Annotated in this window: 15 protein-coding genes; 7 read left to right on the top strand and 8 right to left on the bottom strand. The window is 61.8% G+C overall.

All coding sequences use genetic code 11. The annotated features are described in order from the left end of the window. Positions 1–3: 3 nt before the first annotated feature. Entirely contained in the window at positions 4–993 is a 990-nt protein-coding gene (locus AB4N47_RS03825; protein WP_341639005.1) for a 2-hydroxyacid dehydrogenase, read from the bottom strand. Between the two features lie 81 nt (positions 994–1074). After that, positions 1075–3828, bottom strand: a complete 2754-nt coding sequence (locus tag AB4N47_RS03830) for a response regulator (protein WP_122707654.1) — start codon at positions 3826–3828, stop codon at positions 1075–1077. Positions 3829–4034: 206 nt separating this feature from the next. Between AB4N47_RS03830 and AB4N47_RS03835 the strand changes: the two genes are divergently transcribed. From AB4N47_RS03835 to AB4N47_RS03865, 7 genes are all read left to right on the top strand, one after another. Then, the gene (locus tag AB4N47_RS03835) at positions 4035–4757 is read left to right on the top strand and encodes a response regulator transcription factor (RefSeq protein WP_460154422.1); all 723 of its coding nucleotides are present in this window, start codon (positions 4035–4037) and stop codon (positions 4755–4757) included. Continuing rightward, the gene (locus AB4N47_RS03840; protein WP_341639007.1) at positions 4744–6168 is read left to right on the top strand and encodes a sensor histidine kinase; all 1425 of its coding nucleotides are present in this window, start codon (positions 4744–4746) and stop codon (positions 6166–6168) included. The genes AB4N47_RS03835 and AB4N47_RS03840 overlap by 14 nt, the downstream gene beginning before the upstream one ends. 209 nt (positions 6169–6377) lie before the next feature. Then, entirely contained in the window at positions 6378–7280 is a 903-nt protein-coding gene (gene cysM / locus AB4N47_RS03845; RefSeq protein WP_039757833.1) for a cysteine synthase CysM, read from the top strand. Next, on the top strand, positions 7280–8656 hold the full coding sequence (rlmD, locus tag AB4N47_RS03850; protein ID WP_341639008.1) for a 23S rRNA (uracil(1939)-C(5))-methyltransferase RlmD: 1377 nt from the start codon (positions 7280–7282) through the stop codon (positions 8654–8656). Before cysM ends, rlmD begins: the two co-directional genes overlap by 1 nt. Before the next feature lie 101 nt (positions 8657–8757). Next, the gene (gene relA, locus AB4N47_RS03855; RefSeq protein ID WP_041479585.1) at positions 8758–11001 is read left to right on the top strand and encodes a GTP diphosphokinase; all 2244 of its coding nucleotides are present in this window, start codon (positions 8758–8760) and stop codon (positions 10999–11001) included. 133 nt (positions 11002–11134) lie between these two features. Next, entirely contained in the window at positions 11135–11968 is an 834-nt protein-coding gene (gene mazG / locus AB4N47_RS03860) for a nucleoside triphosphate pyrophosphohydrolase (protein ID WP_341639009.1), read from the top strand. Positions 11969–11994: 26 nt separating this feature from the next. Then, positions 11995–12537, top strand: a complete 543-nt coding sequence (locus AB4N47_RS03865) for a DUF2058 domain-containing protein (RefSeq protein WP_016773645.1) — start codon at positions 11995–11997, stop codon at positions 12535–12537. Positions 12538–12605: 68 nt separating this feature from the next. Here the strand turns inward: AB4N47_RS03865 and AB4N47_RS03870 are convergent, their stop codons facing one another. The 6 genes from AB4N47_RS03870 to AB4N47_RS03895 form a co-directional block, all read right to left on the bottom strand. Beyond that, positions 12606–12794, bottom strand: a complete 189-nt coding sequence (locus tag AB4N47_RS03870; protein ID WP_016773646.1) for a hypothetical protein — start codon at positions 12792–12794, stop codon at positions 12606–12608. A gap of 392 nt (positions 12795–13186) precedes the next feature. Further along, positions 13187–14407 carry a beta-ketoacyl-ACP synthase I gene (gene fabB, locus AB4N47_RS03875; RefSeq protein ID WP_016773647.1) on the bottom strand — a complete coding sequence of 407 codons (1221 nt, stop codon included), beginning with the start codon at positions 14405–14407 and terminating at the stop codon, positions 13187–13189. Positions 14408–14418: 11 nt separating this feature from the next. After that, a complete protein-coding gene (fabA, locus tag AB4N47_RS03880) occupies positions 14419–14934 on the bottom strand; it encodes a 3-hydroxyacyl-[acyl-carrier-protein] dehydratase FabA (protein ID WP_011060067.1) in 516 nt (171 codons plus the stop codon). 247 nt (positions 14935–15181) lie between these two features. Further along, the gene (locus AB4N47_RS03885; protein WP_016773649.1) at positions 15182–17086 is read right to left on the bottom strand and encodes an ATP-binding protein; all 1905 of its coding nucleotides are present in this window, start codon (positions 17084–17086) and stop codon (positions 15182–15184) included. After that, positions 17083–18015, bottom strand: a complete 933-nt coding sequence (locus AB4N47_RS03890) for an ABC transporter substrate-binding protein (protein WP_341639010.1) — start codon at positions 18013–18015, stop codon at positions 17083–17085. Before AB4N47_RS03890 ends, AB4N47_RS03885 begins: the two co-directional genes overlap by 4 nt. 1 nt (position 18016) lies before the next feature. Then, on the bottom strand, positions 18017–20140 hold the full coding sequence (locus tag AB4N47_RS03895; RefSeq protein WP_341639011.1) for a TonB-dependent receptor plug domain-containing protein: 2124 nt from the start codon (positions 20138–20140) through the stop codon (positions 18017–18019). Between the last annotated feature and the right edge of the window lie 60 nt (positions 20141–20200).

Raw genomic sequence — 20200 nt, forward strand, 5'->3', positions numbered from 1 at the left:
GGTTCAACCCTCGACCTGGTTCTGCGGCGCACCTGCCGCCCAGGTCGCGATGTTGTGCAGGGTGGTCGCGGCAATCGCGCCCAGCGCCTCGCGGGTCAGAAACGCCTGATGCGCGGTGATGATCACGTTGGGAAACGTCAGCAGACGCGCCAGCACATCGTCCTGCAACGGCAGGTCGGAGCGATCCTCGAAAAACAGCTGCGCCTCTTCCTCGTAAACATCCAGCCCCAGATAACCGAGTTGGCCGTCCTTCAGCGCGTCGATCAGCGCTGGCGTGTCGACCAGCCCGCCGCGCCCGGTGTTGATCAGCATCGCCCCGGCCTGCATGTGCGCCAGTGAGTCGCGATTGATCAGGTGCTTGCTCTGTTCGTTGAGCGGGCAATGCAGGCTGATGATCCGTGATTGCGCGAGCAACTCCGGCAGGCTCAGATAACGTGCGCCCAAGGCCAGCACCTCGGGATTGGGATACGGATCGTAAGCGAGCAGTTCACAGCCGAAGCCGTGCATGATTTTCGCGAACGTTGCGCCGATCTGTCCGGTGCCGACGATGCCGACGGTCTTGCCGACCAGATCGAAACCGGTCAGGCCATGCAGGCTGAAATCGCCTTCGCGGGTGCGGTTGTAGGCGCGATGCAAACGACGATTGAGGGCGAGGATCAGCGCCACCGCATGTTCGGCCACGGCGTGCGGCGAGTAGGCCGGCACGCGCACGACGGCCAGGCCAAGGCGTTTCGCCGCCGGCAGGTCGACATGGTTGTAACCCGCCGAACGCAGGGCAACCAGCCGCGTGCCGCCGGCAGCGAGGCGTTCGAGCACCGGGGCGCTGAGGTCGTCATTGATGAACGCACAGACCACTTCGTGCTGCTCGGCCAATGCCGCCGTATCGAGGCTGAGCCGCGCCGCTTGAAAATGCAATTCAAGCCCGGCCGGGCAGTCGGCGCCGAGAAAGCTGTCGCGGTCGTAGGTCTGGCTGCTGAAAATGATCGTGCGCATGAATCCTCCTGGAACATCGACGCGGGCCGCAATCGCCCGCGACAACTGTAGCGCTTTGCGCGCGCCGTGCCTTGCCGTGGATCAGGCGCTGATGCGCGCCTGCGCCGCGAGTCGATTGATCGAGCGCTCCAGTTCATCCAGTGCGGCGGCGGCTTTCGGATCGTCCTGCTTGAGCAGGGTTTCGCTGCGCTGGCAGGCGGCGCGCAGTTGTGGCACGCCGCAATAACGGGTCGCGCCATGCAAGCGGTGCACGCGTTCGAGCAGGGCATTCTGGTCGTGGCTGTCACGCGCGGCGCGTATCGCTTCGCGGTCGGCTTCCAGCGACGCCAGCAGCATGGCGAGCATGTCCGCCGCCAGATCCGCCTTACCGGCCGCCAGACGCAAGCCTTCTTCGTGATCGAGCACTGGCAGTTCCTGCTGACTCGCCGTGCTGTCGCCGCTGCGCTCCGGGGCCTGATTGCGCAGGGCCAGTCCGGTCCACTTCAACACCACCTGCGCCAGTTGCCGCTCGCTGATCGGTTTGGTCAGGTAGTCGTCCATGCCGCTTTGCAGCAGCGCGCGTTTTTCATTGGCCATGGCATGGGCCGTGAGGGCGACGATCGGCAGCGGCGTGCAATGCCGCTCGCTTTCCCACTGGCGAATGGTTTCAGTGGTCTGGCGACCGTCCATGCCCGGCATCTGCACGTCCATCAACACCAGATCGAAAGATTCGCTCTGCACGGCTTTGACTGCTGCGTAACCGCTTTCCACCGCGAGCACGCGGGCGCCCATGTCTTCGAGCAGGGTCTGCACCAGCAGCAGATTCGCCGGGTTGTCGTCGACACACAGCACGCGCGGCGCACGGCTGGACAGCGGCTCGCCCGGTTCGCTGCGGGTCTGGCGCGGATTGACCAGATCGGACAGCGCCCGGCGCAATTTGCGCGTACACGCCGGTTTGGCCTGCAGCTGGCTGTGCGGGTTGGGTACCGACAGGTGAAACAGCGTCTGTTCGGTGGTCGGGCACAGCACCAGCACTTTGCAGCCCAGGTGTTCGAGGTCCCAGATGTGCTGGTTCAAACGCTCCGGGAGCATGTCGTTGCTGGTGATACCGATCACCGCCAGATCGATCGCCTGATCGGTCTGATGCGCGCCGGTGACGCCATTGCTCAGGCTCTCCAGAGTGTTGAACGGCGTCACTTGCAGTCCGCAGTCTTCCAGCTGATGTTGCAAGGCCTGACGCGCCAGTTCGTGATTTTCCAGCACCGCCACACGGCGCCCGAGCAATGGCGCGGCGGGCAGGTCTTCGGCATCGTCGCGGGTCTTGGGCAGGCTCAGGCTGATCCAGAATTCCGAACCTTCGCCCGGCGTGCTGTCGACGCCGATCTCGCCGCCCATCTGTTCGATCAGGCGCTTGGAAATCACCAGCCCCAGGCCGGTGCCGCCGGGTTGGCGCGACAGCGAATTGTCGGCCTGACTGAAAGCCTGGAACAGCGCGCGGACATCCTGACTCGACAGACCGATGCCGGTGTCCTGAATGCTGATGCGCAGTTGCACGCTGTCTTCGTGTTCGTCTTCGAGCATCGCCCGGGCGACGATGGTGCCTTCGCGGGTGAACTTGATCGCGTTGCTGACCAGATTGGTGAGGATCTGCTTCAGGCGCAGCGGATCGCCGACCAGCGACAGCGGCGTATCGCGATAGACCAGGCTGACCAGCTCAAGCTGCTTGGCGTGCGCGGCCGGAGCGAGGATGGTCAGGGTGTCCTGCAACAGGTCGCGCAGGTTGAACGGAATGTGATCGAGTACCAGTTTGCCGGCCTCGATTTTCGAGAAATCGAGAATCTCGTTGATGATTCCCAACAGGCTGTCGGCAGACTTTTCGATGGTGCCCAGATAGTCGAGCTGGCGCGGGGTCAGTTCGCTTTTCTGCAACAGGTGAGTGAAGCCGAGAATGCCGTTGAGCGGCGTGCGGATCTCGTGGCTCATGTTGGCGAGGAATTCGGATTTGATCCGGCTGGCTTCCAGCGCTTCTTTGCGCGCCAGGTCCAGCTCGATGTTCTGTATCTCGATGGTTTCCAGATTCTGCCGCACGTCCTCGGTGGCCTGATCGACGCTGTGCTGCAATTCTTCACGAGCGTTCTGCAGGGTGCCGGCCATGCGGTTGATACCCGAGGCCAGTTCATCCAGTTCCTGGCTGCCGAGGGGCGGCAAGCGGGTTTCCAGATGACCGTCCTTGAGCTGCGCAACTGCTTGTTTGATCTGGCTCAGCGGACGATTGATGGTGCGGCCCATGCGCAATGCGAGGAGGGCGGCGCCGGCAAGTCCGGCGGCGATCAGCAGCAGGCTAGCGAACAGGCTGCGATAGCCGCGCAGCAACATGCCGTTGTGCGACAGCTCCAGCTCGACCCAGCCGAGCAGGCGTTCGGATTCTTCGGGAATGATTTCGCCGGCGAGGTTGCGGTGCTTGCCGAACACCGGCATCAGGTAGCGCGTCGCGTCATTGCCGCTGCGTCGTTGCAGCAGCGCGCTGTCGCCGCTTGGCGCTTGATTGAGCATGGTCGGCCCGGCGTGGGCCAGTGGCGAGCGGTCCGCCGCGAGGAAGGTCACCGCGCGCACGTCGGGTTGTTCAAGGGACTGGGTGGCGATGCGTTCAAGCAGATCGGCGTCGCCGTGACCCATCGCCGGCGCCACCAGCGGCGCCAGTTGCTCGGCGATCATTTCGCCGCGCTGCATCAATTGGCTGTGCAGGTCGGTCTGCTGCGTCCAGGTGAAATAGCCACCCAGCACCAGCGCCATCAGGCTGGTCGGCAACAAGGTCAGCAACAGCACGCGACCTTTGATTCCCAGTTTCTTGAGCACGCCTATCTCCCGCATCCCGCTGATCTGTTGACACATGCGTGCATCCGGCACGCGACATGGGCGCAGTGTAGCGATTTGCAGGCGGGCAATCTTGCGGAAAATGCAGCGCCGCCCACGCACTCGTTCGTCCGACAGGCCAAGCTTGTGTTGCCCGCTGTCGGACAATCTTGAATAATCCGCCAACTGAGAATTACTTGCAGATACTCATGACTCCTGTTTCCGTTGGCCAGCCACGCATCCTTTCCATTGAAGACGATCCGGTCCTCGGCGCGTATGTGCACGAGCATCTGGGCCGCAGCGGTTTTCAGGTGACCTGGTGCCAGAACGGCCAGGAAGGTCTGAACATCGCCCAGCGTCAGCCTTTCGATGTCGTGCTGATGGATATTCTGCTGCCGGGGCTCGATGGTCTGCAGTTGTTGACGCAATTGCGCCAGAGCCATTCGACGCCGGTGTTGCTGATGTCGGCGCTGGGTGCCGAGGCCGATCGCATCAGCGGTTTCCGCCTCGGCGCCGATGACTATCTGCCCAAGCCGTTCAGCATGGCCGAGTTGCATGTGCGCATCGAAGCGATCCTGCGCCGGGTGGCGCTGGATCGGCGCCCGCCTGCGGTTAGCGCTGCGGTGGTCAGCGGTACCCTGCGTTTCGATGACGAACAGTGCGATGTGTTTTTCCGCGAGCAAGCCGCCGGGCTGACCCGCAGCGAATTCCGTCTGCTGGAAACCCTGCACCGCAACAACGAGGAAGTGCTGAGCAAGGCCTTCCTTTATCAGCACGTCCTGCAACGCGGCTTTGCGGCGCACGACCGCAGCCTCGACATGCACATCAGCCAGATCCGTCGCAAACTCAAAGCCATCGGTTACACCGAGCGCGAAGTGCGCACGGTGTGGGGCAAGGGCTACGTCTTGAGCGGCGCCGATGAAACTGTCTGAACTGCCGGGGCGGCATTCGCTGTTCTGGAAACTGGCGTGCCTGCTGGTGGCGTTCTGTCTGCTGATGATCTGGCTGAGCTGGTCGTGGGGCCGCTACATGGAGGAGCGCAATCAGTTTCTCTCCAGTGACGCGCGCAGCACCCTCAGCCGTTATGCCGCGCAAGCCGAACAGGCGTGGCAGCGCGGCGGGCGCAATGGCGTCGATGACTGGTTGCAGAGCATGGAATTGCGCGAGGCCAGTTGGGTCGGCGTGATCGGCGCTGATTTGCAGTCGCTGAGCAGCCAGCCGTTGAACGCCGCGGAGGTGCAGCACCTGACCTTCCTGCGCGGCCTCGACTGGCCGATCCACAAGAAGGGCCGACCTTGGCTGCGGGTACCGTTCCCGCAGGATCCGGCCGCCGGCATTCTGGTCATCGAGTTGCCCGAGCGCTTTGTTCCGGGCAAGTACCGTGTGTTCTGGCGGGTGATCACCAACGGCGTGATTCCCGGGTTGTTCACTCTGTTGCTCTGCGTCGGCTTGTACCGCCTGTTGGTGGTGCCGCTGAACAACCTGCGCGAACAGGCCAACGCCTGGCGCGCCGACCAGTTGAATGTGCGCCTGTCGAGCGGCATCACCCAGCGCCCGGATGAACTCGGTGAGCTGGCGCGGGCCTTCGATTCCATGTCCGAGCGCCTGCAAAGCACGATCGCCTTGCAGCAGCAGTTATTGCGTGACTTGTCCCACGAACTGCGCACGCCGCTGAGCCGCCTGCGCGTGGCCAGCGAAAGCGAACAGAGCCTGGCGCAACTGCGCGAACGCATCGGCCGCGAAGTCGACGGCATGCAACGTTTGGTCGAAGACACCCTGCAACTGGCCTGGCTCGACACCGACCGCTCGCCGTTACCAAATGAAGCGATCCAGATTCAGGCCCTGTGGGAAATGCTCACCGACAACGCCTGTTATGAAAGCGGCTGGCCGAGTCTGCAACTGCAATGCTCGGTCGAAGCATCGTGCTGGGTGCGCGGCAACCTCAATACCCTGGCGCAGGCGCTGGAAAACATCCTGCGCAACGCCATTCGTCACTCGCCCGAGGGCGGCATCGTGCGTCTCGATGCACGGCGCGATGGCGAGTATTGGCATTTGTGGCTGGAGGATCAGGGCGGCGGCGTGGCTGACGAAGATCTTCAGCGGATCTTTTCGCCGTTCATTCGATTGGACGGATCGAGACCCGGGGATGGTGGGTTTGGGCTGGGATTGAGCATTGCGCGCAATGCGGTGCAGCGCCAGGGCGGGTTGCTCTGGGCGGAAAATACCGGGGCGGGGCTGCGGTTGAATTTGCGCTTGTTGGCGGATGACGGCGTCGCCCATGCGGACGCCTTCGCGAGCAGGCTCGCTCCCACAATGGCTGTGCATTCGCCGCAGATCGCATAAGCAACACTCATCCCCTGTGGGAGCGAGCCTGCTCGCGAATTCCAAGCAGCACCACGAGAACTGAGTGTTGCGCAAATAAAAGTCTCACCACTGGTGAGACTTTTGTCCCTTATTCCCATAAACCATAAGCACCGCACTTTGCGTGATATGGCCTGCGCGGGTTTGCCGGTATGATAGGCGCCCCCGCACGTCTGGATTGCGAATACGCCATGACCCTGCAGTACCCAACCATCGCCGATTGCGTCGGCAACACGCCGCTGGTGCGTTTGCAGCGCCTGCCCGGCGCCACCAGCAACACCCTTTTGCTCAAGCTCGAAGGGAACAACCCGGCGGGTTCGGTCAAGGACCGCCCGGCGTTGTCGATGATCACTCGCGCCGAGTTGCGCGGGCAGATCAATCCCGGCGATACGCTGATCGAGGCGACCTCCGGCAACACCGGCATCGCGCTGGCGATGGCCGCTGCGATCAAGGGTTACAAGATGATCCTGATCATGCCGGACAACTCCAGCGCCGAGCGCAAGGCGGCGATGACCGCTTATGGCGCCGAGCTGATCCTGGTGACTCAGGAAGAGGGCATGGAAGGCGCCCGCGATCTGGCCCAGCGTATGGAAGCCGAAGGCCGTGGCAAGGTGCTCGACCAGTTCGCCAATGGCGACAACCCGGAAGCGCACTACACCACCACCGGCCCGGAAATCTGGCGTCAGACCCAGGGCAGCATCACCCATTTCGTCAGTTCGATGGGCACCACCGGCACCATCATGGGCGTGTCGCGCTACCTCAAAGAGCAGAGCGACAGCGTGCAGATCGTCGGTCTGCAACCGATGGAAGGCTCGGCCATTCCCGGCATCCGCCGCTGGCCGCAGGAATACCTGCCGAAGATTTATCAGGCTGACCGCGTCGATCGCATCGTCGACATGGCGCAAAGCGAAGCCGAAGACGTCACCCGGCGCTTGGCCCGCGAAGAAGGCATCTTCTGCGGCGTGTCCTCGGGCGGTGCGGTGGCAGCGATGCTGCGCTTGTCCAAAGAAGTTGAAAACGCGGTGATCGTCGCGATCATCTGCGACCGTGGCGACCGTTACCTGTCGACCGGCATTTTCGACGCGCCGAACTGATGGCCAAACACGAGAGAGGCCTGCGCTTCCAGCCCACCGGCGGCAGCAAGGCGCCACAGATCCCGACCGGCAAAAAGCAGCGCTTGAGTATCGAGCGCCTGGCCAATGACGGTCGCGGTATCGCGTTTTTCGAAGGCAAAACCTGGTTCGTCCTCGGCGCCCTTGCCGGTGAAGAGGTCGAAGCACGGGTGCTCGGCGCCCACGGCAAAGTGGTCGAGGCGCGTACCGAACGGGTATTCATTGCCAGCGAATTGCGTCGTCCGGCAGCGTGCGCGCACTTTGGTCGCTGTGGCGGTTGCAGCGTTCAGCACTTGCCCCACGACGAACAGCTCGCCCTGAAACAGCGCATGCTCGCCGAGCAATTGTCGCGGGTGGCCGCTGTCGAACCTGAAGAATGGGCGGCGCCGCTGACCGGCCCGGAATTCGGTTACCGTCGGCGCGCGCGGATCGCCGTGCGCTGGGACATGAAGGCAAAGAAACTCGAAGTAGGTTTCCGCGCCGCCGGCAGTCAGGACATCGTCGCGATCAGCGAATGCCCGGTGCTGGTACAGCCCTTGCAGCCGATCATGACCCGCTTGCCGGAGATGCTGCGGCGCCTGAGCAAACCGCAAGCGTTGGGCCATGTCGAGTTGTTCAGCGGCTCATCACTGGCGGTATTGCTGCGACACATGGCGCCGTTGTCCGAAGCGGATCTGAGCATCCTCAAGGATTTCTGCCGGTTTCATGAAGCGCAGTTGTGGTTGCATGGCGAAGGTGAACCGCAACCGGTCGAGGCCGGTCAGAGCCTCGGTTATCGCCTGGAACAGTGGAATCTCGAGCTGGCTTATCGGCCGGGAGATTTTGTTCAGGTCAACGCCGGGGTCAACGAAGCGATGATCGCCCAGGCGCTGGACTGGCTGAAACCGACGGCTGAAGAACGCGTGCTCGACCTGTTTTGCGGGTTGGGAAATTTTGCGCTACCGCTGGCCAAAAGCGTCCGTGAAGTGGTGGCTGTGGAGGGCGTGCAGACCATGGTCGAGCGGGCCGCTGCCAACGCCGTCAGTAACAATTTGCATAACACAAAGTTTTTTCAAGCCGATTTATCCCAGCCTTTGAGCGATGCCCAGTGGATCGGAAACGGCTTTTCTGCGGTACTCTTGGACCCACCGCGTGACGGTGCTTTCGAGGTGGTGCGCAAGCTCGCGACCCTGGGTGCCAAGCGGTTGGTATACGTGTCGTGCAACCCGGCCACGCTGGCGCGCGACACGCAGGAATTGATCAAGCAGGGCTACCGGTTAAAACGTGCCGGGATTCTCGATATGTTTCCTCAGACGGCACATGTCGAGGCCATGGCGTTATTTGAAGCGAGCCAGGACGGCTCGTCTGAATCCGTCTGATCTGTCCGCGCAGCGCTCGCCTGAGCCCCGCGAGCGCGAACGGACACTGAGGATCAGCGATTTGACGCATTGAATCTGCGTCGTAGGGAAGGTAAAGCAGCATGGTACAGGTGAGAGCACACCAGCCGATCAACACCGACGGCAGTATCAATCTCGAGGCCTGGCTCGATCACGCGGTCAGTGTCGATCTGGCACTGGATCGCGAGGCCTTGAAAGAAGCCTGCGAGTTCGCTCGCGAGGCCGAACAGCAGTCCAATGCGAAAAAGAACCTGTGGGCCGAAGGCTCCGGCAGTTTCAGCACGGGCCTTGAGATCGCCGAGATCCTCGCCGACCTCAAGCTCGATCAGGATTCACTGGTCGCCGCCGTTTTGTATCGCGGCGTGCGCGAAGGCCAGATCGAGCTGGCGGCCATCGGCCAGCGCTTCGGTCCGGTAGTGGCCAAGCTGATCGACGGCGTGCAGCGCATGGCGGCCATCAGCGCCAGTCTCAGCCCACGGCAATCGATGGTCATGGGCACGCAAGGGCAGGTCGAGAACCTGCGCAAAATGCTCGTGGCCATGGTCGATGACGTGCGCGTTGCGCTGATCAAACTGGCCGAACGCACCTGCGCCATCCGTGCGGTGAAAACCGCCGACGATGAAAAGCGCAACCGCGTCGCTCGCGAAGTCTTCGACATCTATGCGCCACTAGCCCATCGCCTCGGCATCGGGCACATCAAATGGGAACTGGAGGACTTGTCCTTCCGCTATCTCGAACCCGATCAATACAAGCAGATTGCCAAGTTGCTCCACGAGCGGCGGCTGGACCGCGAGCGCTTCATCAGCGACGTGATGACCCAGCTCAAGGACGAACTGCAGGCCACCGGCGTCGACGCCGACATCAGCGGCCGGGCCAAACACATCTACTCGATCTGGCGCAAAATGCAGCGCAAGGGTCTGGAATTCAGCCAGATCTACGACGTTCGCGCGGTGCGCGTGCTGGTGCCGGAAATGCGCGACTGCTACACCGCGCTCGGCATCGTCCACACACTGTGGCGGCACATCCCGAAAGAATTCGACGACTACATCGCCAACCCGAAAGAGAACGGCTACCGCTCGCTGCATACGGCGGTGATCGGCCCGGAAGGCAAGGTCCTCGAGGTGCAGATCCGCACCCACTCCATGCACGAAGAAGCCGAACTCGGCGTCTGCGCGCACTGGCGCTACAAGGGCACCGACGTCAAATCCGGCTCGAACCATTACGAAGAGAAGATTTCCTGGCTGCGTCAGGTCCTCGAATGGCATGAAGAGCTGGGTGATATCGGCGGTCTGGCCGAGCAACTGCGCGTCGACATCGAGCCTGATCGGGTTTACATCTTCACTCCTGACGGTCACGCCATCGACTTGCCGAAAGGCGCAACGCCGCTGGATTTCGCCTATCGGGTACACACCGAAATCGGCCACAACTGCCGGGGCGCGAAGATCAACGGCCGTATCGTGCCGCTGAACTACAGCCTGCAGACCGGCGAGCAGGTCGAGATCATCACCAGCAAGCACGGCACGCCGAGCCGCGACTGGCTGAACCCGAACCTCGGTTACGTCACCACCTCGCGGGCGCGGGCGAAGATCGTTCACTGGTTCAAGTTGCAGGCTCGCGATCAGAACGTTGCGGCCGGTAAAACCCTGATCGAGCGCGAACTCAATCGCCTCGGCCTGCCGGCGGTGGATTTCGACAAGCTGGCCGAAAAGGCCAACATGAAAACCGCCGAAGACATGTTCGCCGCCCTCGGCGCCGGCGACCTGCGTCAGGCGCATCTGGTCAACCTTGCGCAGCAACTGGTCGAACCGGAGCGCGGCAACGAGCAACTGGAGCTGATCCCGCGCAAGGCCACCGGTTACAAGCCGGGCAAGCGCGGCGATATCCAGATCCAGGGCGTCGGCAACCTGATGACGCAAATGGCCGGTTGCTGCCAGCCACTGCCGGGCGATGCGATTGTCGGTTACATCACCCAGGGCCGTGGCGTGAGCATTCACCGCCAGGACTGCGCCTCGGTGCTGCAACTGGGCGGGCGCGAACCGGAGCGGATCATCCAGGTCAGTTGGGGGCCGGTGCCGGTGCTCACCTATCCGGTGGACATCATCATCCGCGCCTACGACCGTTCCGGGCTGCTGCGTGACGTCTCGCAGGTGCTGCTCAACGAGCGCATCAACGTGCTGGCGGTCAACACCCGCTCGAACAAGGAAGACAACACTGCGCTGATGTCGCTGACCATCGAGATCCCCGGACTGGATGCGCTGGGACGGCTGCTGGGGCGGATTTCGCAATTGCCGAACATCATCGAAACCCGGCGTAACCGCACCCCGTGATGCAATTGATTGTTCCCTGTGGGAGCGAGCCTGCTCGCGAAGAGGGCGTGTCAGTCGACATCTTTGTTGCAGACACAGCGCCTTCGCGAGCAGGCTCGCTCCCACAATGGTTTTGTGGTGAGACAGAAAAATGATGTACAGCCTCGAAGACCTGCTCCACCTGATGTCCCGTCTGCGCGATCCGCAGTTCGGCTGTCCGTGGGACATCAAGCAAACCTACGCGACCATCGTCCCGCACACCCTCGAAGAAGCCTACGAAGTGGCCGATGCCATCGAACGTGGCGATCTCGACCATTTGCAGGGCGAGTTGGGCGATCTGTTGTTTCAGGTGGTGTATTACAGCCAGTTGGCCAAGGAAGAGGGGCGGTTCGAATTTGCCGGGGTGATCGACAGCATCACGCGCAAACTGATCCGCCGTCATCCGCATGTGTTCCCGACGGGCGATCTGTACGCGCCGCTCGACGTGCCGCGCTTGAGCGAAGAGCAGGTCAAGCAGCGCTGGGAAGAGATCAAGGCCGAAGAGCGCGCCGAGAAAGCCTCGGCGCCCGAGCAGTTGTCCTTGCTCGACGACGTGCCGGCCACGTTGCCGGCATTGTCGCGCTCAGCCAAGTTGCAAAAACGCGCCGCGCAGGTCGGTTTCGACTGGCCGGATGCTTTGCCGGTGCTCGACAAGGTGCGCGAAGAGCTCGATGAAGTGCTCGAAGCCATGTCGGAAAATGATCCGGTGGCGGTGGCCGACGAGATCGGCGATCTGCTGTTTTCCGTGGTCAATCTGGCCCGGCATTTGAAAGTCGATCCGGAAACCGCCCTGCGCGGCGCCAATGGCAAGTTTGAACGACGTTTCCGTTTTATCGAACAGGCATTGCGCGACACCCACCGTCCCATGGAAGATTGCACCCTCGAAGAGTTGGACGCCCTGTGGGGCGAAGCCAAACGCCAGGAAAAGAATGAGCCCAGCTGCGGCTGAGCCGTTGCCCAAGTGAGTAAGCATTGATGAGCCTTTCCCTTCGCGACCAGTTGCTCAAAGCAGGCCTGGTCAACCAAAAGCAGGCCAAGCAGGTCAGCAAAGACAAGCAGAAGCAACAGCGCCTGGCCCACAAAGGCCAGGCCGAGCTGGACGATTCGCAGCAGCGCGCCGCCCAGGAAGCCATGGCCGAGAAGGTCAAGCGCGACCAGGAGCTGAACCGTCAGCAGCAGGAGAAGGCCGAGGCCAAGGCCCGCGCTGCGCAGGTCAAGCAGTTGATCGAAGTCTCGCGTCTGCCCAAGCTGACCACCGAGGACTACTACAACTTCGTCGATGACAAGAAGGTCAAGCGCATCTCGGTCAACACGCTGATGCGCAACAAGCTCAGCAGCGGTTCGCTGGCGATCGTGCACCACAATGGCGGTTATGAAGTGATTCCCCGTGAAGCAGCGCTGAAGATCCAGGAGCGCGACCCGCAGCGCATCGTCCAGCTCAACGTGCAGACCGAAGAGGTCAACGCCGAGGACGATCCGTACGCGGCGTACCAGATCCCTGACGATCTGATGTGGTAAATCCACGGCTGTAACAACGACGAACCCCGCTCATGGCGGGGTTTGTCGTTTTCAAATGCTGTGTTGTTTCAGGCGGACTTCAGTTCTCTTTGTTGCTCCTGCACTTCCAGTTCAGCCTTGTAGTTATGCGCATCGATCTCGTTGTGGAACATGCCGACAAGCAAGTCTTGTTGATGCACATCCCAGATACGGATGCCGGCGGCCAGGCCTTCGTGGGACATGTGTGAATCGTCGCGTTCAGTTACTTTTACAGTCATCTGCTAGCTCCAGATCTCAAGTTACTGCACCAAGGCGTGTGCAGGACTCTGTTATAGGATTTGTTAGTCAGCTAAGTAAACCGCCAATTGGCGCAAGGTGTTGTTGCGGATTTCGCAACAGTGCTGGAGGCCGCGTAAACCGCGACATTCGGTCGCAGGGTGGTAAGTTTCATGACAGAAGTTTCATCTCCCGAGCCCCCCGGAAACCCACTGTGGGAGCGAGCCTGCTCGCGAATTCGGTGAGTCAGACGACGATAGGGTGACTGGAGTATCGCCTTCGCGAGCAGGCTCGCTCCCACAGGGTTTTGCGGTGAACCTGCTATTTTCTGCAGACGAAAAAAAACGCCCCGAACCAGTCGGGGCGTTTTCATGTGTGGCTCAGCGGTGGGGAATTACTTGCCTTCCCAGCGCTTCAGTACCAGCGTGGCGTTGGTGCCGCCAAAGCCGAAGCTGTTGCTCATCACGGTGTTGATGGTGGCGTTCTCGCGGGTCTTGGTCAGCACCGGCAGATCGGCCACTTCCGGGTCGAGCTCGTCGATGTTGGCGGAGCCGGCAATGAAGTTGCCTTCCATCATCAGCATGCAGTAGATCGCTTCGTGTACGCCGGCGGCGCCCAAGGAGTGACCGGACAGGCTCTTGGTCGAGCTGATCGCTGGAGCCTTGTCGCCGAACACTTCACGCACACCTTTCATTTCCGCAACGTCGCCGACCGGAGTCGAAGTGCCATGGGTGTTCAGGTAGTCGATCGGGGTGTCGACGGTGGACAGCGCCTGCTGCATGCAGCGGATCGCGCCTTCGCCGCTCGGGGCGACCATGTCGTAGCCATCGGACGTTGCGCCGTAGCCAACGATCTCGGCGTAGATCTTCGCGCCACGGGCCAGAGCGTGTTCCAGCTCTTCGACGACAACCATGCCGCCGCCGCCAGCAATGACGAAACCGTCGCGGTCCTTGTCGTAGGCGCGGGAAGCTTGTTCCGGGGTGTCGTTGCGCTTGCTGGACAGAGCGCCCATCGCGTCGAACAGGAACGACTGGCTCCAGTGCTCTTCTTCACCGCCACCGGCGAAGACGATGTCCTGCTTGCCCATCTGGATCTGTTCCATGGCAGTACCGATGCAGTGAGCACTGGTGGCGCAGGCAGAAGCGATGGAGTAGTTCAGGCCCTTGATCTTGAACGGCGTGGCCAGGCAAGCGGAAACGGTGCTGCTCATGGTCCGCGTGACGCGGTACGGGCCGACGCGCTTCACGCCTTTCTCGCGCAGGATGTCCAGCGCTTCCATCTGGTTCAGCGTGGAAGCACCACCGGAACCAGCGATCAGGCCGGTACGCGGATTGGACACCTGCTCTTCGGTCAGGCCGGAGTCAGTGATGGCGTCTTTCATGGCCAGGTAGGCGTAAGCCGCTGCATGGCCGACGAAGCGATAGATCTTGCGATCGATCAGCTCTTCAAGGTTGAGGTCGATGGAGCCGGAAACCTGGCTACGCAGACCCATTTCAGCATATTCCGGGTTGAACCGGATGCCAGGGCGGCTTGCACGCAGGTTAGCGGAGACGGTCTCTTTGTCATTGCCCAGGCACGAAACGATGCCCAGACCAGTGATAACGACGCGGCGCATGCGAATAACCCTTAGAAGTTGTCAGTGGAGGTGAACACGCCGACGCGCAGGCCTTCGGCGGTATAGATTTCGCGTCCGTCGACACTGACCGAACCATCGGCGATGGCCATGTTCAGCTTGCCCTTGAGGACGCGTTTGATATGAATGTTGTAAGTGACTTTCTTGGCGGTCGGCAGCACCTGACCGAAGAATTTCACTTCGCCCGAACCCAGCGCACGGCCGCGGCCCGGCAGGCCTTGCCAGCCCAGGAAGAAACCGACCAGTTGCCACATGGCATCCAGACCCAGGCAGCCCGGCATTACCGGATCGCCTTCGAAATGGCAGGCGAAGAACCACAGGTCAGGGGTGATATCCAGCTCGGCGACCAATTCACCTTTGCCGTACTTGCCGCCTTCTTCGCTGATATGGGTGATGCGATCCACCATCAGCATGTTCGGGGCGGGCAGTTGCGCGTTACCTGGGCCGAACAGCTCACCGCGACTGCAGCGCAGCAGGTCTTCCCGAGTAAAGGCGTTTTGTTTGGTCATGCGAGCTCCTCAATAATCCCATGCGGCAGGTGGGGCAGATCTTCCCGACCGTTCAAGGCGTTCATGCCTCGAACCGGCAGCCTACTCATAGACTATTGCGTTGTGGTGAAAGTCACAGCACCAAGGACATGAATGTACACTTGTGCACTGAAATTTTTAATCAAGCCCCTTTTGGGGCTCGTTCGGGTGCCTAAGACTGCCGCACTTTCGCTTTTCACGCCAGTCGCAGATGGTCGAAAGGCCCACACTACGACACCCAGCGCTGCAAAATCTGCTGCAGGTCATTGCGTTTGAACGGCTTGGCCAGGTAATCGTTCATCCCCGCTGCCAGACAGGTTTCGCGATCGCCCTGCAAGGCGTTGGCGGTCAGCGCGATGATCGGCACATCGCGGCGTCCGGGCAGGTCGCGGATCTGCCGCGTGGCCTCGTAGCCGTCGATGATCGGCAGCCGGCAATCCATCAGAATCACTTCGAATTCGCCACCCTCGGCACTGCGCACCGCTTGCGCGCCATCGGTCGCCACGCTGACCGCAAAGCCGAGGCTGCGCAGCATCGCTTCGATCACGGTCTGGTTGACCGGGTTGTCTTCGACCAGCAACACATGGCGTCCTTCGCCCTGACCACTGCCGTTCAGGGTGCGCGGCGCGGCCAGCGCTGGCATTGCCTGCTTATACAGCGCCAATGGAATTTCCAGAGTGAATACCGAACCGCGTCCTTCCTCACTCTGTGCGCGCAAGGTGCCGCCCATGCGTTCGGCCAAAGTCCGTGCGATCGGCAGACCAAGACCGGTGCCACCGTAGCGACGGGAGATCGAACTGTCGGCCTGCTGGAAGGCATTGAACATCAGCTCCAGACTTTCCGAAGAAATGCCGATGCCGCTGTCGCGCACCGAGCAGGTGAACCACAGCAGTTCATGATCCAGCGATTGCCATTGCGCTTCGATGCTGACCCGGCCCTGCTCGGTGAACTTCAAGGCGTTGCCAACCAGATTGACCAGAATCTGCCGGATCCGCGTCGGATCGCCCTGCACCTGCAAGCCGCGCATGTCGTCGGGAATGCGCAGATTCAGCGCCAGGCCTCGCTGCACTGCGCTGTGCTGGAACGATTGCGCGCAGGCGCCGATCAGCTCGGCGAGATTGAACGGGATGTGCTCCAGCTCCAGCTCCGAACGCTCGATTCGCGAGAAGTCGAGAATGTCATTGATGACCTTGAGCAGATGTTCGGTCGACTCCGAGGCGAGCGCGGCGTATTCGACCTGCTCCTCGGTCATCTCGGTGGTTTCGAGCAATTGCAACATGCCCAGCACGCCGTTCATGGGCGTGCGCAGTTCATGGCTCATCATCGCCAGGAAATCCGATTTGGCGTTGTTGGCCTTTTCTGCTTCCTCGCGGGTCTGGATCAGTTGCGCCATCGCCTGCTGCTGTTCGCGACTGGCCTGCTCCAGCGCCTGGGCGAGGTTATTGATGTGCTGCGACAGCGCACCCAATTCAGTGTCATCGACAATCGGCAGCGGGGTTTTGTAATCGCCTTCCTGAATCGCCTTGACCGCATCGCCGATGTCACGGATCGGCTGCGACAGACTGCCGGCCAAACGACGGGCGACGACGAAAGTGAAGAGCAGGGCGAACAGCGCGAGAATCCCGGCCTTGAACAGGATCTCCTGCTGGCGCTGACTGAACGCATCGTTGGACAGGCCGACGATCACTCGCCCCAGATAATCCTCGCCGGCGGCGCTGTTGCTGACCTTGCCGTCCTGGAAGAAGTCGTTGTGCAAGGCGATCCGCTGCAAACGCACCGGTGCCTGGAACACTTCGACCTGATGCGGGCGGCTGTGGCTATCAGCCGGTTGTTCGACATACACCAGAATCCGGTTGGCGCTGTCCTGCACTTCGAGAAAACGCACGTTGGGCGTGGCCAGTGTCGCCTTGAGCAGGCTTTCCAGCACTTCGTTGTTGCCGGAGATCACCCCGTATTCCGTGGCCGGGGCGAGTTGGTTGGCGATCAGTTGGCCGGTGTGGTTCAGCTCCTGGCGCAAATCCTGGATGCGCACGAAGGTAAAGAAGCTGATCAACAGCAACGTCAGCAACAGCGCCGGGCCGAGGCTGATCAGCTGCGTGCGGGTGTTGATGTCCCAACGGCGACGAAAACTCATGGGCGGCGCTCTCCTTCGGCCAAGGCACTGGCGACAGATGCTTCATTCAGCGGTTCGATGCCTAAGGAACGAGCCACCTGCGCATTACTTGAGACTTTGAAACGAGCGGGGTAAAGCGTTCGCGGCCATGCGCTGGTCGGCTGATCGAGCAGATGGTCGAGAATCGCCAGCCAGTCGCTCTGGTCGCTGTAGGTGCTGGCGAGGCTGCCAGCGCGAACGAATGCAATGTTGGGGCCGATCAGCGCAACCTGCCGCGAGTAGCTGCTGAGCAGGAGGTTTTTCGCCGTTTGCGAGTTGTACAGATCGGGGTCATCCAGGCCGAGCAAGACGTCGCTGCTTTTCAGCACCGCTTGCAGCGGACGGCTGTCGTGAATGTTGTCCCAGCGCTGGCTGACAATCTCCAGATTCAACGGCCGTGCAGCCGCGCGCAATTCGTCAATGAGGAATTCGCCGTGCTCATCGAACAGCACGCCGACCCGCCGCGCCTGCGGCAAGATCCGCCGGATGAGTTGCAGTTGCCGGCTCAGCGGTGGGTCGCTCCAGAGCAGGCTCAGGCGCGCCGGTTGGGCATCGGCGAAACGCTGGCGCGCCTGCAAGCGGCTGATGCGCAACACCAGCGTCGACGGGCCTTGTGAGTCTTGCAGACGCCAGTCGAGGCTGGGCAGGTCTAGGAGGATCAAGCGCAGACTGGCCGGCAGTTTGCCCGGTGCCGGCAAACTGGCCAGCGGCTGGAACCGCACATTGTCGGTCGGGCGCAGTTCACTCAGCGCTTGTACGAAGGCCTGCACGCCGGGGCTTTCCTCGGCGCCGGTCAACAGAATGTCTGCCGCTTGCACCGCGACACCGTGCAACCACGCGGTCAAGAACAGGCAGAGCCCGGCCAGCCAGTGGCCCAGGGTGGGCGTCTTCCGTGACGGGCCGGTGCGCATCCTAGAACTCCAGCTCGGCACTGAAATACATCACCCGGCGTTCATCGTAATTATTGTCGACGAAAGTATTCGGCTGATGGTCGAGGCGCTGTTGCAGCACGCCGGCCAATTGCAGCTGAGCTTTGCCAATGGCGATGCGTTTGGCGATGCGCGTGTCGACGCGTTCGAAGCGATAGCCGTTGAGCGCGTTGTCGCCGTAATAGAAGAGGGCGCTGTTCCAGCCATGGCCCCAATTGCGCAGCCAACCGGCGGAACCGCTGTTGCGCGAGGTGAACTGTTGGTCCAGCGGATTGCTCGCCTCGGCGTCGATGAAGGCGTAGGTCAAACGCAAGCGATCGGCGCTGCTGAGGCGCCAGTCGAGTTGCGTTTCGGTGCCACGAAAGCGCGAGCTGTTGGCGTTGCTGGCGATGTACTGGTTGTTGCGCAGCGGCTCGCTGATCATCCCGGTGATTTCGTCGTAGAACAGCTTCACGTCCACGGCCAGTCCGAGTTCGGCGAAGTAGCCGTTGTAGCCCAATTCCCGCGAGCGCATGTGTTCCTGATCGAGATCACCGGGGCCGCGTGTCTTGACGAAATAACGCGCCGACGACTGGCCGTAGGCCGAGGGTCGCAGGTTGCTGACCTGATAGCTCCAGTTGACGTTGTTCTCGAACATGTCCGGCGAACGGATCGCCTCCGAGTACACCGCGCGCAGGCCATGACGCGGGTTGATCAGGTAGTTGACCGCGAAGCGCGGGGTCAGCGAACTGCCGATCAGTTGCGTGTCTTCGAACATCGCTCCGCCCTGCACCAGCCAGTGCTCGGTGGCGCGCCATTCCAGTTGGCCGAAAGCGCGCCAGGTGGTGTCGTCGAGGGTGCCGTTGAAATAGGTTTCGGAATCGGCGCGGTCGTAGCGGTAATTCAGGCCGCTGACCAGGCGCAGGCTGTCGGCCAGGCTGAGGGTGTCCTGCAGCTCGAGGTCGTAGCGCGATTCGCGGGCGCTCTGGTCGATATCGCCGCACAAGGTCTGGCTAGCGCCGTTGCGCCATTGCTCGAGCACCTGATTGGCCAGCGCCATTTCCTGCGGCGTGCCGGGTGCCGCGCCGGGGCCGGTGAACTGGGTGATGTTGCGCGCCAGCCGTTCGGTGTAATTCGGGTTGAGCTGCCACAGCTGCGCCAGCTCGGGGCTGAACGATACCTCGGCATCGCAGGCGCGCCAGACTTGCTGGCGATCCCAGTGCTGCGCCGAACCTTGCACATAAAGGCTGTGTTCGGGGTTGATATCGAGGTTCCAGCGCACCGAACCGGCGTAATCCTTGGCCACCACGTCGGAATTGTTCCCGGCGTCGGTAATCCCCGAGAACACCGGGCGGTAGGTATAAGGTCGCTGATTGCTGCCGTCCTTGGCGTTGAGCTGCCAGTCGAGGCTTTGCCCTTCATTGAGGTCGTGGCTGACCGCCAGGCTCAGACGATTCAAGCGCCGACTGTCGCGATAATCGGCGCCGTTGCGGTCGCTGTCGAAACCGTCGTCTTCCTGACCGGACAGCGACAGGCGCAGATCGCCGCCATCCCAACCAGTGCCCTGGCTGGCATAAAAGTCGTTGATGCCACGCTGGCCGCGAGTGATCTTCAAACGCGTGCCGTGGCCGTCGGCCGGGTGGCGAGTGATGATGTTGATCACTGCCATCAACGCGTTGGCGCCGTAGCTGACGGTGTTCGGGCCGCGAAACACCTCGATCCGTTCGATGTCTTCCATCGCTACCGGAATATCGCTCCAGTCCACCGTCGCCAGGCCGGCGCGGTACACCGAGCGGCCATCGATCAACACCTGCATGCGCCGTGCTTCGCTGGCGTTGGTGCCGTGGTAATTCACCGCCGGCTGATTGCCGTTGATGCTGCCGACCATCATCCCTGGCACCAGTCGCAGTAGCTCGCTGATGTCGCGGGCACCGCTGGCGCTGATCAATTCGCTGTCGAGAACGGTCATGCTCCCGGGCACTTCCGCTGGCGTCTGTTTCAGCCGCGTGGCTGTGAGTACCTGCGGCAGCGTCTGGCTGTCGACGAACAGGTCGTCCGCCAGCACCAGCGGGCTGAACAGCAGCGCCAGTAGCAGCGGCGAGCGCGGGGGAGGAGGGCCAGAAAACACGACACAGCCTGCAGAGAGAAGAATTGGCGCGCATGTTAACCGAGGGCGGCGACTTTTCCA

Source organism: Pseudomonas sp. S3_G06 (genome assembly GCF_054667565.1).